Source organism: Halorarum salinum (assembly GCF_013402875.1).
Classification (GTDB): Archaea; Halobacteriota; Halobacteria; order Halobacteriales; family Haloferacaceae; genus Halorarum; species Halorarum salinum.
Map to the genome: position 1 here is coordinate 3127852 of NZ_CP058579.1, position 17055 is coordinate 3144906.

A 17055-nucleotide genomic window follows, 5' to 3' on the forward strand; every position below is an offset into this window, starting at 1 on the left:
CGCGGATGGGGCCACGTATGGCGACCTGGCGGGAGCGACTCGGCGGCCGGATCGCGGTGCTTCTCACCGGGGTGGCCGCGCTCCTGTCGGTCGGCGTCGGCATCCTGAACATCACGAGGACCCCGCAGGGCCCGCTCGTGGACGTGCTCCCGCCGGGCGTCGTCCAGACGGCCGGGTTCACGGGGGCGCTCACGGGCTTTCTCCTGCTGGGGTCGGCGTACGGGCTTCGGAGGGGGTACCGGGGCGCGTGGTACTCCACGATGCTCCTCCTGCCGCTCTCGGCGGCCCAGGGGCTGTTGCAGGCGAGCGAGTACTCCTACCCGCTCGTCGGCCTCTCGCTTCTCGCGCTTCCGGTCGTCGGCCTGAACCGTCGCCGGTTCGACCGCCGGGTGGAGTTCAGCCTGACGCAGTGGGCCGCGGCCGCTGCGCTGGTCGGCGCGGTCGGGTACGGGACCGCCGGCTCGTACGCGCTCCGCGACGAGTTCCGGAACGGCTCCGTCGAGACCATCCTCGACGCGCTGTACTTCACCATCGTGACCGCCTCGACGGTCGGCTACGGGGACGTGACGCCGGAGACACAGCTGGCGAAGTGGTTCGTCATCTCCTCGCTCGTACTCAACGTGGCCGCCTTCGCCGTCGCGCTCGGGGCGCTGTTCACGCCGGCCATCGAAGCGCGACTCAAGACCGCACTCGGACGCATGACAGACACCGACATCGAACTCCTCGAACGGCACGTCCTCGTGCTCGGGCACGGGGAGCTGACGGAACCGATCATCGAAGAGCTGACCGACGCCGACGTCGACTTCCTCCTCGTCACGCCCGACGAGTCGGTGACGCGGTCGCTCCGCGAACGCGGGGTGAACGTCCTCACGGCCGAGCCGACCGACGAGGACGCGCTCGAACGGGCGAGGCTCGCGGACGCGCGGGCGGTCGTCGCCGCGACGAACAGCGACGCGGAGGACGCGCTGGCGATCATCACCGCATGGCAGCTCGATCCGGACGTGCCGATCGTCGCCGCCGCGACCGAGCGCGAGAACGTGGTCAAACTGAAGCGTGCGGGCGCGGACTCGGTCATCTCCCCGGCGACCATCGGGGGCCACCTCCTCGTCGAGTCGGCCCTCGAAACCGGGGACTCCGAGGCGGTCGCCCGCGAGTTGCTCGACGAGGACCCCCGGAGCGAGGCCGCGGGACGCGACGCGACGGGCGGGCGGGCGGACGACGGGGCCTGATCGGCTTCACCGCGGCCGGCCGCGGTCGACGACGGCGACGTCACAGTTCAGTTCGCGGAGTTTCCGGAACGTCGGCGGCGAGACGGCCCGCGAGGCCGCCGAGCGGTCGCCCGAGGAGCCGAGCATGACGAGGTCGTAGGCGTCCTCGTTCGCCTCGACGAACTCGAGGACGTCCGCGCGGGCGACGCGGGTCTCGATGGGGCCATCGACCGCGTCGACGACGTTCGCCAGGGTGTTCTCCGCGGGACGGCGCTCCACCTCTCGGTCGATGCAGGTGCACACCGAGACGCTCCCGTCCTCCCCCGCCAGCCGACAGGCGAAGTCGACCATCGCGTGCGCGGAGTCGCCCGGCCGCGAGACGGGGACGAGCACGCGGGGCCACCGGTCGCGCCCGTCGCTCGTCCGGAACGCGATGGCGTCGACCGCCCCGCCGAACACGCCGCGGACGAACGCCGAGAGCAGTCCGTCCTCCTCCTCGTACGGGGTGACCACGAGGTCGCAGTTCGCCGCCCGGACGGCCTCTCGCGTCGCGTCGAGGGGGTCGCCGCTGGCGACGACCACCTCGCAGGTGACGTCCGCCAGCCGTCGGATCTCGTCGGCGTGCGACTCGAGACGTCGGGCGGCCGTCGCCGCGGCCTCGCGGGTCTCCGGGTCCGTGACCTCGCTCACGTCGTCGGGCACCGCCTCGACGTCGCCGTTCAGCGACCGGCGGACTGCGGCGATCCGGTCCTCGGCGACGACGTCCAGCAACACCACTTTCCCGGCCTCGTGTGCGGCCGCCAGCCGCGCGGCGAACACGGCGGCGCCGCGGCCCCGCTCGCCGCGCATCGGCACGAGCACGTGATCGTCCGCCCGCATCGTCCCGTAGAGGAAGCTCGCCCGCCGCTCGTAGAACCGTCGGCGCCACACCGTGAACGCGCCGGCGACGACGACGCTGCCGAGGAAGATGAACGCCACGTAGAGCCAGGGCGCCGCGCGGTCGGCCGCGAGCACGAGCAGGGCCGAGGAGAACGCCGAGGGCTCCTCCACGTCGAGGATCCAGGTTGCCGCCCCCGTGAGGAGGATGGAGAGGGCGGCGACCCCGGGCGTGATGGTCGTCCCCGCCCCGGCGGCCGAGGCCGTCCCGACGAGCCGGAGCGCGACGAGCCCGGCGAGCGCCCCGACGGTCAGTCCGACGACGAACCGGAGCGGGTCGGCGTAGCGCCCCTCGGGGTCGGCAAAGAGTGTGTAGGTCCCGGACGCGAGCGGCGGGAACAGCAGGAAGGAGAGTTCGCCGACGGCGTTCGACGCCCCGGTGACGAGGGCGACGACGGCCGGAACGAACAGCAGCGCCGAGAGCCTGACCAGGTTGTCGGTCCGTTCGAGCCACCGGCGGACCGCCACGACCTCGCGGTGCTCCAGCCGGCGGAGCCGACGGACGAGCGACGCGAACCGCGCGGCCACCCGCTCGAACACGGTTACAGGCGGATGACTGCCTCGAGCGTGATCGCGATGGCGCGACCGACGTTGTTCCTCGCCTTCTCGGGCAGTTCGTCATCCGAGTCGGCGCCCTTCTGGGTGCCGGCGACGAGGTTTCCGTCCACGGTGCAGATGGCGCCCGCGTTCATCCCCCGGCGGCGCGCGAGCGAGAAGACGGCCGCCGCCTCCATCTCGATGGCGAGCAGGCCCGCGTCCTCCCAGTCCTCGACGTACTCGTCGGACTCGTTGTAGAAGGCGTCGTCCGAGACGATGGGGCCGACGTGGACCTCCTCGTCTCGGGCCTCGGCGGCGTCGACGAGCGCCGTCAGCGTCCCGAAGTCGGGAACCGCCGGGTACGTTTCCGACTCGTAGCGCTTGCTCGTCCCCTCCTCCTTCGCGGCGCCGGTGGCGACGATCATGTCGCCGATCTCGACGTCGGTCTGGAGGCCGCCGCAGGTCCCGACGCGGACGACCGTCTCGACGCCGACGTTACGGAGCTCCTCGAGCGCGATGGCGGCCGAGGGGCAGCCGATGCCGGTCGAGCAGATGGTGAGCTCACGGCCCTCGTACTCGGCGTTGACGATTCGGTACTCGCGGTTCTCGGAGACGAGCTCGGCGTCGTCGCAGTGGTCGGCGATGCGGTCGACGCGGTCGGGGTTCCCCGGGATGAGCGCGACGTCGTGGACGTCGCCCTCCTCGACGAGGAGGTGCGGCTGTTTCGCCATACCGGGTGCTGCGCCGGTCGGGGCAAAAAGACCGCGGAAGCGGGGTCGACCGCGGCGGCGACGGGAGCGGTTAGAGCCGAAGCTTCCCCTCGACGTCCTCGAACCTCTCGAACCGGGAGTGGAGCATCTGACCGAGCAGGACGACGAGCGTGTTGTCGGCTCCCTCGCCGAGGACCGCCCGTTCCTCGCGGACGCCGTCGTCGGACTCCCCCCCGAGCGTCCCGACCATGACGGCCTCGCGGTCCGCGAACACGAGGCGGCCGACGTTCTCCCCCTCGACCGGGAGGTCGAGCCAGTTCATCCGCGGTTCCCAGAGGGATATCTCGGGCGCGTGTTCCGCGACGAACTCCCGGACGGTCGGGTCTGCGGTCCCGAGGTAGACGTCCACCCCCCGGTCAACGGCCTGCCGGATGCGGGAGAAACACCCCGCCTCGAGCAGCCCCGTGGTCGTGAACATCAGGAACAGTTCCTCGTCCGCCTCCTCGCAGAGCGACTGCCCGCACGAGACGACCCGTTCCCGCCCCTCGAGGTTCCACACGTCCGCGTCCGCTGGGGTGTCCGTCAGCCCCGCCCGGAAGTCGGTGCCGAGCGCCGAGTGCATCCACGGGACGCGGAGGGCGGGGTGTCCCTCGTAGGAGACCGTCCCCTCGTCGGCGTCGTACTCGACCATCCCCGCGTCCCGGAGGTGGGGCAGGTGGACGTGGCGGAGCGACCGGAGGACCCCCTCGAGGTCCGCCGTCGAGACCTCCCGGGCGGCCGAACCCGCCTCCCTCGACGCGACGTCCCGCGCCAGGGTCTCCGTCCGGATCGGCTGGTACTGGTGGCTGAGCGCGTCGAGGACGGTCCGACGACGGCCGTCGGCGATCGCTCGAAAGAGCGCGTCGAGGGACTCCCCGTCCGCGGCCGCGTCCCCGTCGACGGCGTCGAGGACGGACTCGTCCTCGAACGCCGGGTGGTCGGCGAGGGCGACGGCGTCGCCGTCGGCGTTCCGGGTTATCAGCCCAGCGTCCTCCAGTTTCGGCAGGTGTTGGTGGTGGAGGGTGGCCAGGGCCCGCCGACGTTCCCCGTCGGTCACGTCGCCGGAAGCGTCGGTCACGTCGCCGGCCGCCGGCGTGGTAGCGAGTTCCTTCCGCGGGAGCGCTGCGGGCGCGCTCTCGCGGAGTCGAGCCAGGAGATCGCGTCGATCGGCGCTCGCGAGGCAGTCGAACACGTCGTCGACGGATGCGTCGTCGAGACCGTCGTCCGTTTCGCCGTTCCCTTCGAGGTGCTGTGCCATCGTCAGTCGGAAGTCGACTCGCGGGGATAAGGAGAACGCCAAACCAGTTAGGTGGCGATTCAGTAGCCGTAACGACATGATTTCGCGACCGTGCGACGGAGAAGGGTGTGGGCTAGAGGACCGGTTCGGTCGGACGCCCAGTACGTCGGTACCGTGACTGCTTCCGGGCCGACCCCGCTCGCACCGGCAGGCAGGGCGGACGGAGCGCAACCCCTTTGCCGAGGTCGGCCGAAGCCGCCGACATGAGCGCGCTGGACGCCGACGTGCTGGAGAAGTACCGGGAGGCGGGCGAGATACTGACGACGGTGATGGCCGAGACCCGCGAACTGGTCGAACCCGGCGCGACCCACCTCGAGGTCGCCGAGTACGCCGAGGAGCGCATCCGCGAGGAGGGCGCCGGCATCGCCTTCCCCGTCAACGTCTCGGTCGACGAGGAGGCGAGCCACGCGACGCCGGGCCGCGAGGACGCGACCGAGTTCGGCGAGGACGTGGTCTGTCTCGACGTCGGCGTCCACGTCGACGGCTACATCGCCGACGCCGCGACGACCGTCGACCTGGCCGGCGAGGCCGAGCTGGTCGAGGCCGCCGAGGAGGCGCTCGCGGCCGCCGTCGACGCCGCGGGACCGGGCGTCCCGGTCGGCGAGATCGGCGCCGAGGTCGAGGAGGTAATCGACGCCTACGGCTACACGCCGGTGTACAACCTCTCGGGCCACGGCGTCGATCGCTTCGACGCCCACACCGGGCCGAACGTCCCCAACCGCGGGGTCGACCGATCGGTCGAACTCGAACCGGGGCAGGTGGTCGCCATCGAGCCGTTCGCGACCGACGGTCGCGGGAAGGTCGGCGAGGGCAACGAGGAGGAGATCTTCGAACTGACGAACGACCGCTCCGTGCGCAACCGCGCCGCGAGGAGGACGCTGGAGGAGATCCGCGAGTTCCACGGCCTGCCGTTCGCCGCCCGCTGGCTCGAGTCGTCCCGCTCGGAGATGGCGCTCCGGCGGCTGAAGGCCAACGGCGTCGTGAAGGGCTACCCCGTGCTGAAGGAGGAGGACGGGCGGCTCGTGAGCCAGGCCGAACACACCCTCGTCGTCACGGAGGACGGCGTCGAGGTCACGACCGAAGGGCTGTTCGCGTAGTTCGGTTCCAACGACCGGGCGACGACCGAACCCGACCTGCGGCGGGAACCTGGGGCGGCCGGAGCGCGGGGGTTCAAGACCCGCGGCCCCCTCGCCCGTCGTATGGAACAGGTCTTCGCCCCCTGGCGCATCGAGTGGGTCGAGCGCGAGGACCGTGACGGCGGGATCGACGGCTGCCCGTTCTGCGTCCTGCCCGGGCGCGACGCCGACCGCGAGTCGCGCATCGTCGCCCGATCGCCGGAGTCGTTCGTCGTCCTGAACAACTACCCGTACAACCCCGGCCACGCGATGGTCATCCCGCGCGAGCACGAGGGCGACTACGCCGCGCTCGGGGAGGCGCAGCTGCTCGACCACGCCCGCCTGAAACAGCGTACCTTCGAGGCGCTCCGGGGTGCGCTCGGTCCCGACGGCTTCAACGCCGGCATGAACCACGGCGGCGCGGCGGCGGGCGGCTCCATCGACGATCACGTCCACACGCACGTCGTGCCGCGGTGGGGCGGCGACACGAACTTCATGCCGGTCGTCTCGGACACGAAGGTCATCGTCGAGGCGCTGGACGACACCTGGGAGCGTGTGCGCGACGCCTTCGCGGAGCTTCAGGGCGCGACCGTCGACGGAGACGACGACGCCGCGCGGTTCGACGGCGTCTGAGCCGTTTCGCCGTCCGCTCGTCCGCTGGACCGGCGATCGAGCCCAACGATTTTACCCTCCCCCGAGAAACCCCACCTCCATGAGCACCCCCGCGGAAGACGCGCCCGAGGCCGTCGAGGAGGCCGGCCTCACGCCGGCCGAGGCGTTCGCCCTGCTCGGCAACGAGACGCGCATCGACATCCTCCGCGCGCTCCACGAGACCACCGTCGAGCGCGGCCACGAGGCGGTCCCGTTCTCGGAGCTGTACGACCGCATCGACCTCGAGGACAGCGCGCACTTCAACTACCACCTGAAGCAACTGCTCGACCACTTCGTCCGCAAGACCGACGACGGCTACGCGTTCCGGACGGCCGGCTGGAAGGTCGTCCGGTCCGTGTTCGCCGGCACGTTCACCGGGCGCGCGGAGGTCGGCCCGTTCGACGCCCCCGGCGACTGCTACGCGTGCGGGGGCGGCCTCTCGGCGCGCTACCGGAACGAGCGGCTCACCATCGCCTGCGACGACTGCGGGCGGACTGCCGTCGACTACACGTTCCCGCCCGGCGGCCTCGACGACCGCACGCCCGCCGAGTTCCTCGACGCCTTCCACCACCACGTCCGCCACCACTACTGCCTGGCCGCCGACGGCGTCTGCCCGGAGTGCATGGGCCGGATGGAGACGACGCTCGACGAGGAGACGAACGTCCCCGGTCGGGACCTCGAGGTCCGCCACGTCTGCGAGCGGTGTGACAACAGGCTGAACTCCGCGGTCGGGCTGAACCTGCTCGACACCGCGCCGGTGCTGAACTTCTTCTCCGAGCGCGGCCACGACCTGACGACCGAACCGTTCTGGACGTTCGACTGGTGCGTCAGCGACGAGCGGACGACCGTACTCGCCGAGGACCCGCTCCGGATCGGACTCGACCTGCCCGCCGGCGACGACACGCTGTCGGTGACGCTCGACGGGACGCTCACCGTGCTCGACGTGTGCGAGGCGGAAGCCGACGCCGAGGCGTAGCAGGGTTCGCCCCCGCGGTCCGGCCGGTTCTATCGGGCGTCGTACACCAGTTCCCCGCCGACCGCCGTGAACGCCACCTCGACGTCCTCGATCCGCCCCTCGTCCTCCCACGGCGACGGGTCCAGCGCGACGAAGTCCGCCCGCTTTCCGGGTTCGAGCGTCCCCAGCCTGTCCTCGTCGAAGCCCGCGTAGGCCGCTCCGCTCGTGTAGGCCCGGAGCGCGTCGGTCACGTCGATCGACTGTCCCTCGGTGGGGGCGTTGACGGCGTGGTGGACCCCGAGCAGGGGGTCGAGCGGCATGCAGTCGGAGCCGAACGCCAGCGGCGCGCCCGCGTCGAGGTAGGCCGGCAGGCGGTTCGCCCCGGTCCGCCGGTCCCCCAGGCGGTCCTCGTACAGGCCGCCCTCGAACCCCCACTTGTGGAAGTTCGGCTGGACGGAGGCGACGACGCCGAGGTCGGCGAAGCGCTCGATCGCCTCGTCGCTCGCGAGTTCGCAGTGCTCGACGCGGTGACGCATCGCTCCCGGGTCCGACGTGTCGGCGTAGGCGTCGAGCGCCAGGTCGATCGCCTCGTCGCCGATCGCGTGGAGCGTCGTCTGGAAGCCGGCGGCGTCCGCACGCGAGACGACCTCGCGGATCTCCTCGGGCGGGACGACCCACTGGCCCGTCTCCCCGGGTGCGTCGGCGTACGGTTCGGAGAGCTTCGCCGTTCGTCCGCCGAGGCTCCCGTCGGTGTACGACTTGATCGCCCCCACCTGCACCATGTCGCTGCCGTGGTTCGTCCGGAGGCCGGCGTCGACGAGCGAGTCGAGGTGGTCGGCCCAGTAGTTCAGGCGGATCCGGAGCGTGAGTTCGTCCGCGAGGTCCATCCCGCGGTACACCTCGGGCGCCTTCGACTTCCGGACCATGTCGTGGACCGCCGTCACCCCGCGCGAGTTCGCGTGCCGCTGGGCGGCCTCGGCGAGTTCCCGCGCCTCGCCGGCGTCGGGTTCGACGGCGTCGTACACGGGGTCGACGGCCCCCTCGACGACGACGCCGGTCGGTTCGCCGCCGTCGGTCGCGTCGCCCCGGTCGGTCAGGACGTCGCCGTCGGGCATCGCGTCCCGGTACCGGTCGAGCACGACCCGGTTGACCGAGGCGACGTGCATGTCCTCGCGGAAGGCGACGACGGGCGCCGTCTCGGAGACCCGCGCGAGGTCCTCGGCGGCGAGGTAGCGCAAGTCGTCCCAGGTGGACTCGTCGTAGCCGAAGCCCAGAACCCACTCGTCGCCGTTCCCGTCCCCGATTTCGGCCGCGCGCTCCCGCAGCAACTCGACCGCCTCGTCGGGACCCTCGGCCGCCGAGAGGTCGGCGTGGACGAGGTAGCGGCCGGCGGTGAGCAGGTGCGTGTGGGCGTCGACGAACCCGGGCAGGACGACCCGCCCGCCGGCGTCGACGACCTCGGTGTCGACGCCGACGAGGAACTCCAGGTCGTACGAGGGGCCAAGTCGGACGACGTCGCCGTCCCGGACCGCGATCGCCTCGGACGTCTCGTCGGGGTCGCCGAGCGTGTGGACCTCGGCGTTCGTCACGACGAGGTCGGCGGCTTCCGTCATGCGTTCGTGCGGGCGGGCGAGGGGGAAAACGGTTCGGGAACGCGAACGGATCGACCTCCCGGGAGAGGCGACTGCCGATCGGTGAAATCCGCGTCGTCGTCACGAAAAGGTACTTCCCGTCCCCACCGGAACGGCGGCGTATGGTCCCCGATCCCACGACGCGGCGAGCCGCGCTCGCGCTCGCCGGCAGCGCGTTCACGACCGGCTGTCTCGGCCAGTTCTCCTCCGGCGGCGACCCGGGCAGCGTCGACCCGCCGGACGGCCCCGACGCGGGCGGGGGCGACTGGCCGATGCTCGGCGGCGACCCGGGCCACGCCGGGTCGACGACCGCCGTCTCCGGGGCCGAACCGACGGAACGGTGGCACGTCACCGTCGACGGGCCGCTGACGACGCCGACGGTCGCCGACGGGACGGCGTACGTGGCCCGCGGAGCCCCGGGGGACGGGGGGCCGCGGGCGACCCTGGAGGCGTACGCGCTCGACTCCGGGGACCGACTGTGGTCGCTCCCGCTGTCCGGACCCGAAGGTCCCGCCGGGTTCGCGTTCTCCGCGCCGAACTCGAACCGCCGGCCCGTGTACCATCGCGGGCGACTGTACGTGAGCGTCGGACGGTCCATCGCCGCGGTCGACCCCGGAGGGCCGGAGCAACTGTGGACGAGCGACCCGCTCGAGAACGTCCACTTCAACGAACCGCCGACCGTCACGGGGAGCGGGGTCTACGCCGGCGGCCCGTTCGGGCTGGCGGCGTTCGACCACGACGCGAGCCGTCGCTGGGTGTTCCCGGAGACGGCGACCGACGACGGCCGCCGGAACGACCTCCACGGAAGCCCCAGGATCGCCGCGGTGACCGGGGACGCAGTGTACGTCCCGATGGGGAGTAGCCTGCTCGCGCTGGACCCGGACGACGCGACCGAGCGGTGGCGACACGACCCGGAGGGGCCGCGAGCCTCGACCGTCGTGCTGGCCGAGGACGGCCTGGTTCGCGTCGGGATGAACGGCGTCGAGGCGGTCGGGACCGACGGCTCCCGTCGCTGGCTGGCCGAGTGGCCCGGTAACGCGGTCGTCCGCCCGGCGGTCGCCGACGGCGTCGTCTTCGTCGCGGGCCTCACCGGTCACGTCGCCGCCTACGACCTCGGGAACGGCGGCGAACGACTGTGGCACACGCGCCTCGACCCGGAGCGGTTCGCCCAGGGCACGGTCGCGACGGTGAGCGACGGCGCGGTCCACGTCCTCCGCGTCGACGGCGAGGAACGAGAGGTTCGTGCCGTCGCGCTCGATCGCGAGGACGGGTCGACGGCGTGGGAGGTTCGGAAGACCGGGACACGCGCACGCGGCGTCGTCCCCGCGGACGGCACCTCCCTGTTCACGTCCGAGTCGACCACCGAGGAGGAGCGCCAGCGGTCCACGCTGGGCGCGGGACAGGACACGTCCGCGACGCTGTGGGCGTACGAACCCCAGTAGGGGCGTCCGAATCGGCGTGTGCCGGGGTCGACGCCGCGTCGCGTCCTCCGCCGTCCGACACGCGTCCTCCACCGTTCGACACGCGTCCGGCGCGGTCGACTCGCCGCGACGGTCCTCGCGATCGAGCGACTCCATCTTCCGACGCACGGAACCCAGGAGCGTCACGTCGGCCGAACCGATACGCCTTAGCGGCCGCCGCCACCACCCGAACGCATGACCGACACGGACGCCGGGGCGCTCGCCGACCGGGTGCGCGAGGGCGACCTCCGGCTGTACGAACTCGAGGAGCACGCGGACGCCGACGTCGCCGCCGCGGCGCGGCGCCTGCTCGTCGAGGAGCAGTCCGGCGCGGACCTCGGGACGACCGGCGAGTACGCCTTCCCGGCGGCCGACGCCGAACCGAACGTCGAGAACATGACGGGCGCGGTTCAGATCCCGGTCGGCGTGGTCGGCCCCGTCGAGATCGACGGCGGCGCGATCTCGGGCGAGCGCTACCTCCCCATGGCGACGACCGAAGGGGCGCTGCTCGCCTCCGTGAACCGGGGCTGTGCGGCCCTGAACGACGCTGGCGGGGCCGGTGCGCGCGTGCTGAAGAACCGGATGACCCGCGCGCCCGCCTTCCGCGTCGCCGACGTGGCCGAGGCCGAGGCGCTCGCCTCGTGGGCCCGGGACAACGTCGACGCGCTGCGGGAGGCCGCCGAGTCGACGACGGGCCACGGCGAACTCCGCGAGGTGACGCCGTACGTCGTCGGTAACAACGTCTACCTCCGGTTCGCCTACGACACCAAGGACGCGATGGGGATGAACATGGCCACCATCGCGACCGAGGCTGCCTGCGCGGTCGTCGAGGAGGAGACCCCCGCCCACCTCGTCGCGCTGTCGGGGAACCTCTGCTCGGACAAGAAGCCCGCCGCGGTCAACGCCGTCGAGGGGCGCGGGCGCACCGTCGCCGCCGACGTGACCGTTCCGCGGGACGTGGTGGAGCGCACGCTGAAGACGACCCCCGAGGCCGTCGCGGAGGTGAACACGCGGAAGAACCTCGTCGGCAGCGCGAAGGCCGGCGCGCTCGGGTTCAACGCCCACGTCGCGAACTCGGTCGCGGCGATGTTCCTCGCGACCGGCCAGGACGCCGCGCAGGTCGTGGAGGGCGCCAACGCGATCACCACGGCGGAACGACGGGAGGGGGACCTCTACGTCTCGGTCACGCTGGCGTCGCTCGAGGTCGGCACGGTCGGCGGCGGGACGAGGCTCCCCACCCAGGCCGAGGCGCTCGACGTGCTCGGCGTCCGGGGCGGCGGCGACCCGCCCGGGAGCAACGGCGACGCGCTCGCCGAGGCCGTCGCGGTCGCGGCGCTGGCCGGCGAACTGTCGCTCCTCTCGGCGCTCGCCTCCCGGAATCTCTCCTCGGCCCACGCCGACCTCGGCAGGTAGGGGCGGACGGGCCGCGCCCGAATCGGCCGCCCGCGTCGGTCCGCGACCGGCGTCGCCTCAGCGGGCCCGCTCGGCCAGATGGTGCGCGAGTCCGCGCGTCCGGGGCCACAGCCCCAGCGGGTCGCCCCAGAGGTGCGCGGCCAGCGGGAACTGGAACGCGACCGCGACGAAGAAGAACGCCCCGAGCACCGGTTCGACGTAGAGCCACGTCAGCACGCCCGCACCGCCCTCCCACAGCAGGAGCGCGTACGCCGCCGCGCCGTGGTTGGCGAGGACGAACCCGCCCAGCGCGAGGAACGTCGCCACGAACAGCAGTCCCCGGTAGTCGCCCGCCGTGGGTTCGATGACCAGCGGGAGCACGGCTGCGGGTTCGGCGACCGCCGCCGGTCCGGGGATCGGCGGGAGCGCGATCACTGGCGTCACGCCCGGACCTGTCACGCGAAATCGAATAAACCCATCGGGCCAGGGGGGCGAGCGAGTACCCGTCCGGACGCGTCAGGGGAGTCAGGCGAGACGGGGCGTCGGGGAAGTCAGAGGAGTCGGTACTCGCCGCGCGACTCGCTCACCTCGCCGCGCCGGCGGAGTCGGTCGAGCAGGTCGCGTGCGGCCTCGGCCGGGACGCCGTACTGCGTCGCGTACTCGACGACCGCGTCCTCGGTCGAGTTGCCCTCGCGGAGCGCGTCGCGGACCACCTCGTCCCGGGAGCGCGACCCACCCCCGGAGACGTCGCCCGCGGCCTCGACCTCCTCCGCGTCCAGCCCGGAGCCCTCCAGGTACTCGCGGTCGCCCACCATCCGGCCGGCCTCCTCCACCGCGCGCTCGTGGTCCGCCGCGGTGCCCGCCGCCTCGAACGCGTCGCCGTCGCCACGCTTCTCGGCGAGCAACTTCGCGCGGGCCTGGACGGCCGCCGCCCTGTCCTCGGACTCGTAGAACCGCCGGAGCTTCCGGGTCCCGTGGGACGTCCCGCAGCGCTGGCACGTCGCGGAGTCCTGCCCGTCCGGATCCGAGAGCAGCCAGTAGGCCCCACAGTCGGAGCAGCCGACGATCGCGTACATGGGCGCGCTTCCGCGCTGTCGGCCTTGAACCTGTCCCTCCGTGCGTAACCGCCCCCTCGCTCGTCGCCCGCGTCCGCCGTCCGCGCCGGCCGTCGTGGCCGCCGCCCGTAGAGGTAAGTACCAGGCAGTCCCCTTCCCGACATGGACCGAGTCCCGCACGAGTCGGACGACGACGTCGAGGCGCTCCCCGGCGTCCACCTCGCGCAGCTGGCGGCCGGCGAGGAGATGAGCGTCCAGCACTTCACCATCGAACCGGGCGCGGAGGTGCCGATCCACAGCCACCCGCACGAACAGTCGGGCTACATCGCCGAGGGGACGCTCACGTTCCTGCTCGAGGACGGGGAGGAACTCGCCTGCGAGGCCGGCGACTCCTACGACCTCGCCGGCGGGGAGACGCACGGCGCGGTCAACCGCGGCGACGAGACCGTCAGGGGGGTCGACGTGTTCTCGCCGCCGCGACGGAACCCGGACTGGGCGCGGGACTGATCGAACGGGGGTCGTTCGGATGCTGGAGCGGTCGAACGCGGGTGCGTTCGGCGGGCGGCCGAGTGACGGAGCGAGCGGCCGGGAAACCCGCCGGTCGGCGGCCGATCACCCGAGCACCGCCGGAATCGCGATGCCGGGCGATCCGGGGAGGAGCGCCGACGCGACGGCGTAGTAGAGCAACGAGGCGTACAGCGCGTCGGCCCTGACGAGCACGAGCGCGTCGGAGACCCGGAACGCCGACGCGAGCACGGCGCCGAGTCGACCCGCCGCTCCCTCGACGTCCCCGGACGCGCGCCCGAGCGCGAGAGCGGCGTCCGAGTCGGGGAGGGCGTGGACGGCCACCGCGAGGCCGAACCAGGAGCACATCCACCAGCCGAGCGTCCAGAAGGGAACGGCGACGACTGCGACCGCGAGGAGCGTCGCCGCGAACGCCGAACAGGCGACGAACGGGAGCACGGTCACGGCGAGCGCCGAGCGGAGGGAGTCCACGCCACCGTACTCCGTCCGATAGGACCCGGACGAACCCGAAATCGTCCGGGGGACGCCGACCCGCTGGACGAGCGTGTCCTCGATCGTCGCGGCGGCGACCAGCCCCGGGAACGTCGCGAACGTGAACGCCGCGTTGGCATACCGGAAGAACATACCACCAGTATCCGGCAGCGGCTATTGAAACCTCGGCCGCGATTCTCACGGACGAAACCGACGGGCTCAGGCGTCCCCGACGGAGAACCCCCGGTCGCGGAGCAGGTCCCGGACGCGGTCGCTGTGGTCGCCCTGGAGTTCGATGGCGCCGTCGTCGACCGTGCCGCCGGTCCCGAGCGATCGCTTCAGTTCGGACGCGAGCCCCTTCAGGTCCGTCGAGTCGTCGTCGAACCCCTCCACGATGGTCACGGGCTTGTTGTACGTCCGACGCTCGATCCGGACCGTGAGCCGCTGCTCCGCGCGGGCGAGGTCCTCGGTGAGGTCGTCGGGCAGGTCCGCGAACGGGTCGTCGTCGCTCACGGTCGCCGTACGCGCCGCACGTCCAAAAAGGGGGGAGGCGAAACCGGACCGCCGACCGGTCGTGCCCGCGGCGGAACCGAGGCCGCCGGACGGCGCCCGGCGTGTCGGGAATCCGTCGGTGGTCCGCCTACGCGAGGTCGTGGATGCGCTCGACGACCTCCTCCGCGAACTCGGAGGTGGCGAGCTTCTCCCCGCCCTCGATCTGCCGTTCGAGGTCGTAGGTGACCCGCCCGGAGGAGATCTGGGCCTCGACCGCGTCGCGAACGAGGTCCGCCGCGTCGCTCCAGCCGAGGTAGTCGAGCATCTCGCGGCCCGAGAGGATCATCGCCGTGGGGTTCACCTTGTCCTGGCCGGCGTACTTCGGGGCCGAGCCGTGGACCGGTTCGGCGAGCGCCTTGCCGTGGCCGAAGTTGACGCCCGGCGCGATGCCGAGCCCCCCGATCTGGGCGCCGGCGGCGTCGGACATGTAGTCGCCGTTGAGGTTCATCGTCGCGATGACCGAGTAGTCGCTCGTCCGCGTGAGCAACTGCTGGAGCATGTTGTCGGCGATTCGGTCCTTCACGACGACCGTGCCGTCGGGCTGCTCGCCGTCGTACTCCTCCCACAGTTCGTCCTCGGTGACGACGTCGTCGCCGTACTCCTCCTCGGCGACCTCGTAGCCCCAGTCGCGGAACTGACCCTCGGTGAACTTCATGATGTTCCCCTTGTGGACGAGCGTCACCGAGTCGCGGCCGTTCGCGACCGCGTAGTCGATCGCCTCGCGGATGAGCCGCTTCGAGCCGAACTCCGTGATGGGCTTGATGCCGATGCCGACCGGGCCGTCGTGGATGACGCCGTCGGCGCCCATCTCGTCCTCGACGAACTCGCGGACCTTCTCCACCTCGTCGGTGCCGGCCTCCCACTCGATGCCGGCGTACACGTCCTCGGTGTTCTCGCGGAACGTGATCATGTCCATCTCCTCCGGGTTCTTCACCGGGGAGGGGACGCCGTCGAGGTGGTAGGTCGGCCGGACGTTCGCGTACAGGTCGAGCACCTTCCGGAGCGCGACGTTCAGCGAGCGGAAGCCGGAACCGACCGGCGTCGTGAGCGGCCCCTTGATGGCGACGCGGTGCTCGCGGATGGCCCGCACCGTCTCCTCGGGCATGTTCTCGTCGTACTTCTCGCGGGCCGACTCGCCCGCGTAGACGCGCATCCACGCGATGGACCGACCGGTCGCCTCCGCGGCCGCGTCGAGCACCTGCTGGGCGGCGGGGCCGACGTCGGTCCCGATCCCGTCCCCGTGGATGATGGGGATGATGGGATTGGCCGGTACGTCGAGTTCGCCGGTGTCCTCGTCGGCGACGGTGATCGGCTCCCCGTCCTCGGGGAGCTCCGCGATGTCGTAGCTCATAGACGTACGTGCGGGTTCCGACGGCGCGCTAAAATGCCTGCCGTTTCGGGCGAGTGAACGGAATCGCCCCAGACGACCGGAATCGGGTTCTTTCACGCGTTCGACCGGGAACGTGACCCGTCCCGCCCGGTTCGACGCGACGGTCCGGTGGGTCGGCAACGCCGAGGTGGCAGTCGCCACCGGAACCCCGGGCCGATTTCCGGACGCTTTTCCCCCCGCCCGCGGACCGGCGACCATGCACCTCATCTGTCACGGCGGCGCCGGCGGCGTACCCGACGAACCCGAACCCAGGCAGGCGGTCCTCGACGAGGCCGCCGCGGCGGGTGCCGACGAGGTCGACGTGGTCGACGCGGTCGTCTCGGCGGTCGAGGTCCTGGAGGAGTCCCCCCGGTTCAACGCGGGCGTCGGCGGCGCGGTCCAGTCGGACGGCGTCGTCCGCACGGACGCGGGGATCATGACCGACGACCGCGAGGCCGGCGCGGTCGCCTCGATGGAGGGCGTCGCCAGCGCCGCCGCCGCCGCGCGGGTCGTCATGGAGGCGACCCCGCACGTGTTCGTGACCGGCGAGCACGCGGTCGACCTCGCCGCGGACTTCGGCGTCGGGACGGGCCGCGAGCTCCTCACCGCCGACAACCGCGAACGGTTCATGGACGAGTCACCCCCGGACGGCACCCCCCGCGAGCACCTCGACTGGCTGGAGGAGCGCTTCGGGGGGAGCGCGGCGCGGAGCGCCGCGGGCGAGTCGAGCGGGCGTGACCCGCGAGACCACGACACCGTCGGCGCGGTCGCGGGCGACGGCGAGCGCTTCGCGACCTGCACCTCGACGGGCGGCCGGTTCTTCGCGCTGGCGGGTCGGGTCGGCGACGTCCCGCAGATCGGCTCCGGGTTCTTCGCGTCCCCGGCGGGGGCCGCCTCGGCGACCGGCGCGGGCGAGGACATCGCGAAGGCAACTCTCACCCGACGCGCGGTCCGACACCTGGAGGCGGGCGAGGGGGCCCAGGCCGCCGCCGACCGCGCCATCGCGGAGTTCGGCGAGCTGACCGGTTCGTCCGCGGGGATCATCGTGCTCGGCGGGGACGGCCCCGGGTCGGCGTTCAACTCGGAGGGGATGCAGACGAGCGTCGCGACGTCGGAGTAGTCGGCCGGTCGGGTCCCGCGTGGGCCGTCAGG

The 17055-nt window shown here is 72.3% G+C and carries 17 protein-coding genes; 8 read left to right on the forward strand and 9 right to left on the reverse strand.

The annotated features are described in order from the left end of the window. Positions 1-17 precede the first annotated feature (17 nt). Positions 18-1229: an NAD-binding protein gene (locus HUG12_RS15745; RefSeq protein ID WP_179269689.1), complete on the forward strand. Its 1212-nt coding sequence runs from the start codon at positions 18-20 to the stop codon at positions 1227-1229. Between the two features lie 6 nt (positions 1230-1235). On the opposite strand, the gene HUG12_RS15750 is transcribed toward HUG12_RS15745, so the two are convergent. The 3 genes from HUG12_RS15750 to HUG12_RS15760 all read right to left on the reverse strand — a co-directional run bounded on the left by HUG12_RS15750 (position 1236) and on the right by HUG12_RS15760 (position 4688). Next, a complete protein-coding gene (locus HUG12_RS15750) occupies positions 1236-2672 on the reverse strand; it encodes an HPP family protein (RefSeq protein ID WP_246308064.1) in 1437 nt (478 codons plus the stop codon). Between the two features lie 14 nt (positions 2673-2686). Continuing rightward, complete coding sequence (locus HUG12_RS15755; RefSeq protein WP_179269691.1) at positions 2687-3412, reverse strand: nucleoside phosphorylase; 726 nt, start codon at positions 3410-3412, stop codon at positions 2687-2689. A gap of 70 nt (positions 3413-3482) precedes the next feature. Continuing rightward, positions 3483-4688, reverse strand: coding sequence for a DUF7344 domain-containing protein (locus HUG12_RS15760; RefSeq protein WP_179269692.1), 1206 nt, complete (start codon positions 4686-4688; stop codon positions 3483-3485). Between the two features lie 242 nt (positions 4689-4930). On the opposite strand from HUG12_RS15760, the gene map reads away from it, so the two are divergent. The 3 genes from map (at position 4931) to HUG12_RS15775 (ending at position 7469) form a co-directional block, all read left to right on the forward strand. Beyond that, on the forward strand, positions 4931-5824 hold the full coding sequence (gene map, locus HUG12_RS15765) for a type II methionyl aminopeptidase (RefSeq protein ID WP_179269693.1): 894 nt from the start codon (positions 4931-4933) through the stop codon (positions 5822-5824). A gap of 102 nt (positions 5825-5926) precedes the next feature. Then, entirely contained in the window at positions 5927-6475 is a 549-nt protein-coding gene (locus HUG12_RS15770; protein WP_179269694.1) for an HIT family protein, read from the forward strand. 79 nt (positions 6476-6554) lie between these two features. Further along, positions 6555-7469, forward strand: coding sequence for a winged helix-turn-helix domain-containing protein (locus tag HUG12_RS15775; RefSeq protein WP_179269695.1), 915 nt, complete (start codon positions 6555-6557; stop codon positions 7467-7469). A gap of 29 nt (positions 7470-7498) precedes the next feature. On the opposite strand, the gene HUG12_RS15780 is transcribed toward HUG12_RS15775, so the two are convergent. Further along, positions 7499-9061: an amidohydrolase gene (locus HUG12_RS15780; RefSeq protein WP_179269696.1), complete on the reverse strand. Its 1563-nt coding sequence runs from the start codon at positions 9059-9061 to the stop codon at positions 7499-7501. Between the two features lie 140 nt (positions 9062-9201). On the opposite strand from HUG12_RS15780, the gene HUG12_RS15785 reads away from it, so the two are divergent. Continuing rightward, the gene (locus HUG12_RS15785; protein WP_179269697.1) at positions 9202-10521 is read left to right on the forward strand and encodes an outer membrane protein assembly factor BamB family protein; all 1320 of its coding nucleotides are present in this window, start codon (positions 9202-9204) and stop codon (positions 10519-10521) included. Positions 10522-10734: 213 nt separating this feature from the next. Next, positions 10735-11952 (forward strand): hydroxymethylglutaryl-CoA reductase (NADPH), encoded by a 1218-nt coding sequence (gene hmgA, locus HUG12_RS15790; protein ID WP_179269698.1) that lies wholly within the window; start codon positions 10735-10737, stop codon positions 11950-11952. Positions 11953-12009: 57 nt separating this feature from the next. On the opposite strand, the gene HUG12_RS15795 is transcribed toward hmgA, so the two are convergent. Continuing rightward, positions 12010-12375: a hypothetical protein gene (locus HUG12_RS15795; RefSeq protein WP_179269699.1), complete on the reverse strand. Its 366-nt coding sequence runs from the start codon at positions 12373-12375 to the stop codon at positions 12010-12012. Between the two features lie 107 nt (positions 12376-12482). Continuing rightward, a complete protein-coding gene (locus HUG12_RS15800; protein ID WP_179269700.1) occupies positions 12483-13007 on the reverse strand; it encodes a DUF5817 domain-containing protein in 525 nt (174 codons plus the stop codon). A gap of 141 nt (positions 13008-13148) precedes the next feature. On the opposite strand from HUG12_RS15800, the gene HUG12_RS15805 reads away from it, so the two are divergent. Next, the gene (locus HUG12_RS15805; RefSeq protein ID WP_179269701.1) at positions 13149-13493 is read left to right on the forward strand and encodes a cupin domain-containing protein; all 345 of its coding nucleotides are present in this window, start codon (positions 13149-13151) and stop codon (positions 13491-13493) included. A 105-nt stretch (positions 13494-13598) separates the two neighbouring features. On the opposite strand, the gene HUG12_RS15810 is transcribed toward HUG12_RS15805, so the two are convergent. The 3 genes from HUG12_RS15810 to icd form a co-directional block, all read right to left on the reverse strand. Then, entirely contained in the window at positions 13599-14135 is a 537-nt protein-coding gene (locus HUG12_RS15810) for a hypothetical protein (protein ID WP_179269702.1), read from the reverse strand. A 66-nt stretch (positions 14136-14201) separates the two neighbouring features. Next, on the reverse strand, positions 14202-14495 hold the full coding sequence (gene yciH / locus HUG12_RS15815; RefSeq protein WP_179269703.1) for a stress response translation initiation inhibitor YciH: 294 nt from the start codon (positions 14493-14495) through the stop codon (positions 14202-14204). Positions 14496-14622: 127 nt separating this feature from the next. Beyond that, a complete protein-coding gene (gene icd, locus HUG12_RS15820; protein ID WP_179269704.1) occupies positions 14623-15885 on the reverse strand; it encodes an isocitrate dehydrogenase (NADP(+)) in 1263 nt (420 codons plus the stop codon). Between the two features lie 235 nt (positions 15886-16120). Here icd and HUG12_RS15825 point away from each other — a divergent pair, with 235 nt between their 5' ends. Then, positions 16121-17023: an isoaspartyl peptidase/L-asparaginase gene (locus HUG12_RS15825; protein ID WP_179269705.1), complete on the forward strand. Its 903-nt coding sequence runs from the start codon at positions 16121-16123 to the stop codon at positions 17021-17023. Positions 17024-17055 lie beyond the last annotated feature (32 nt).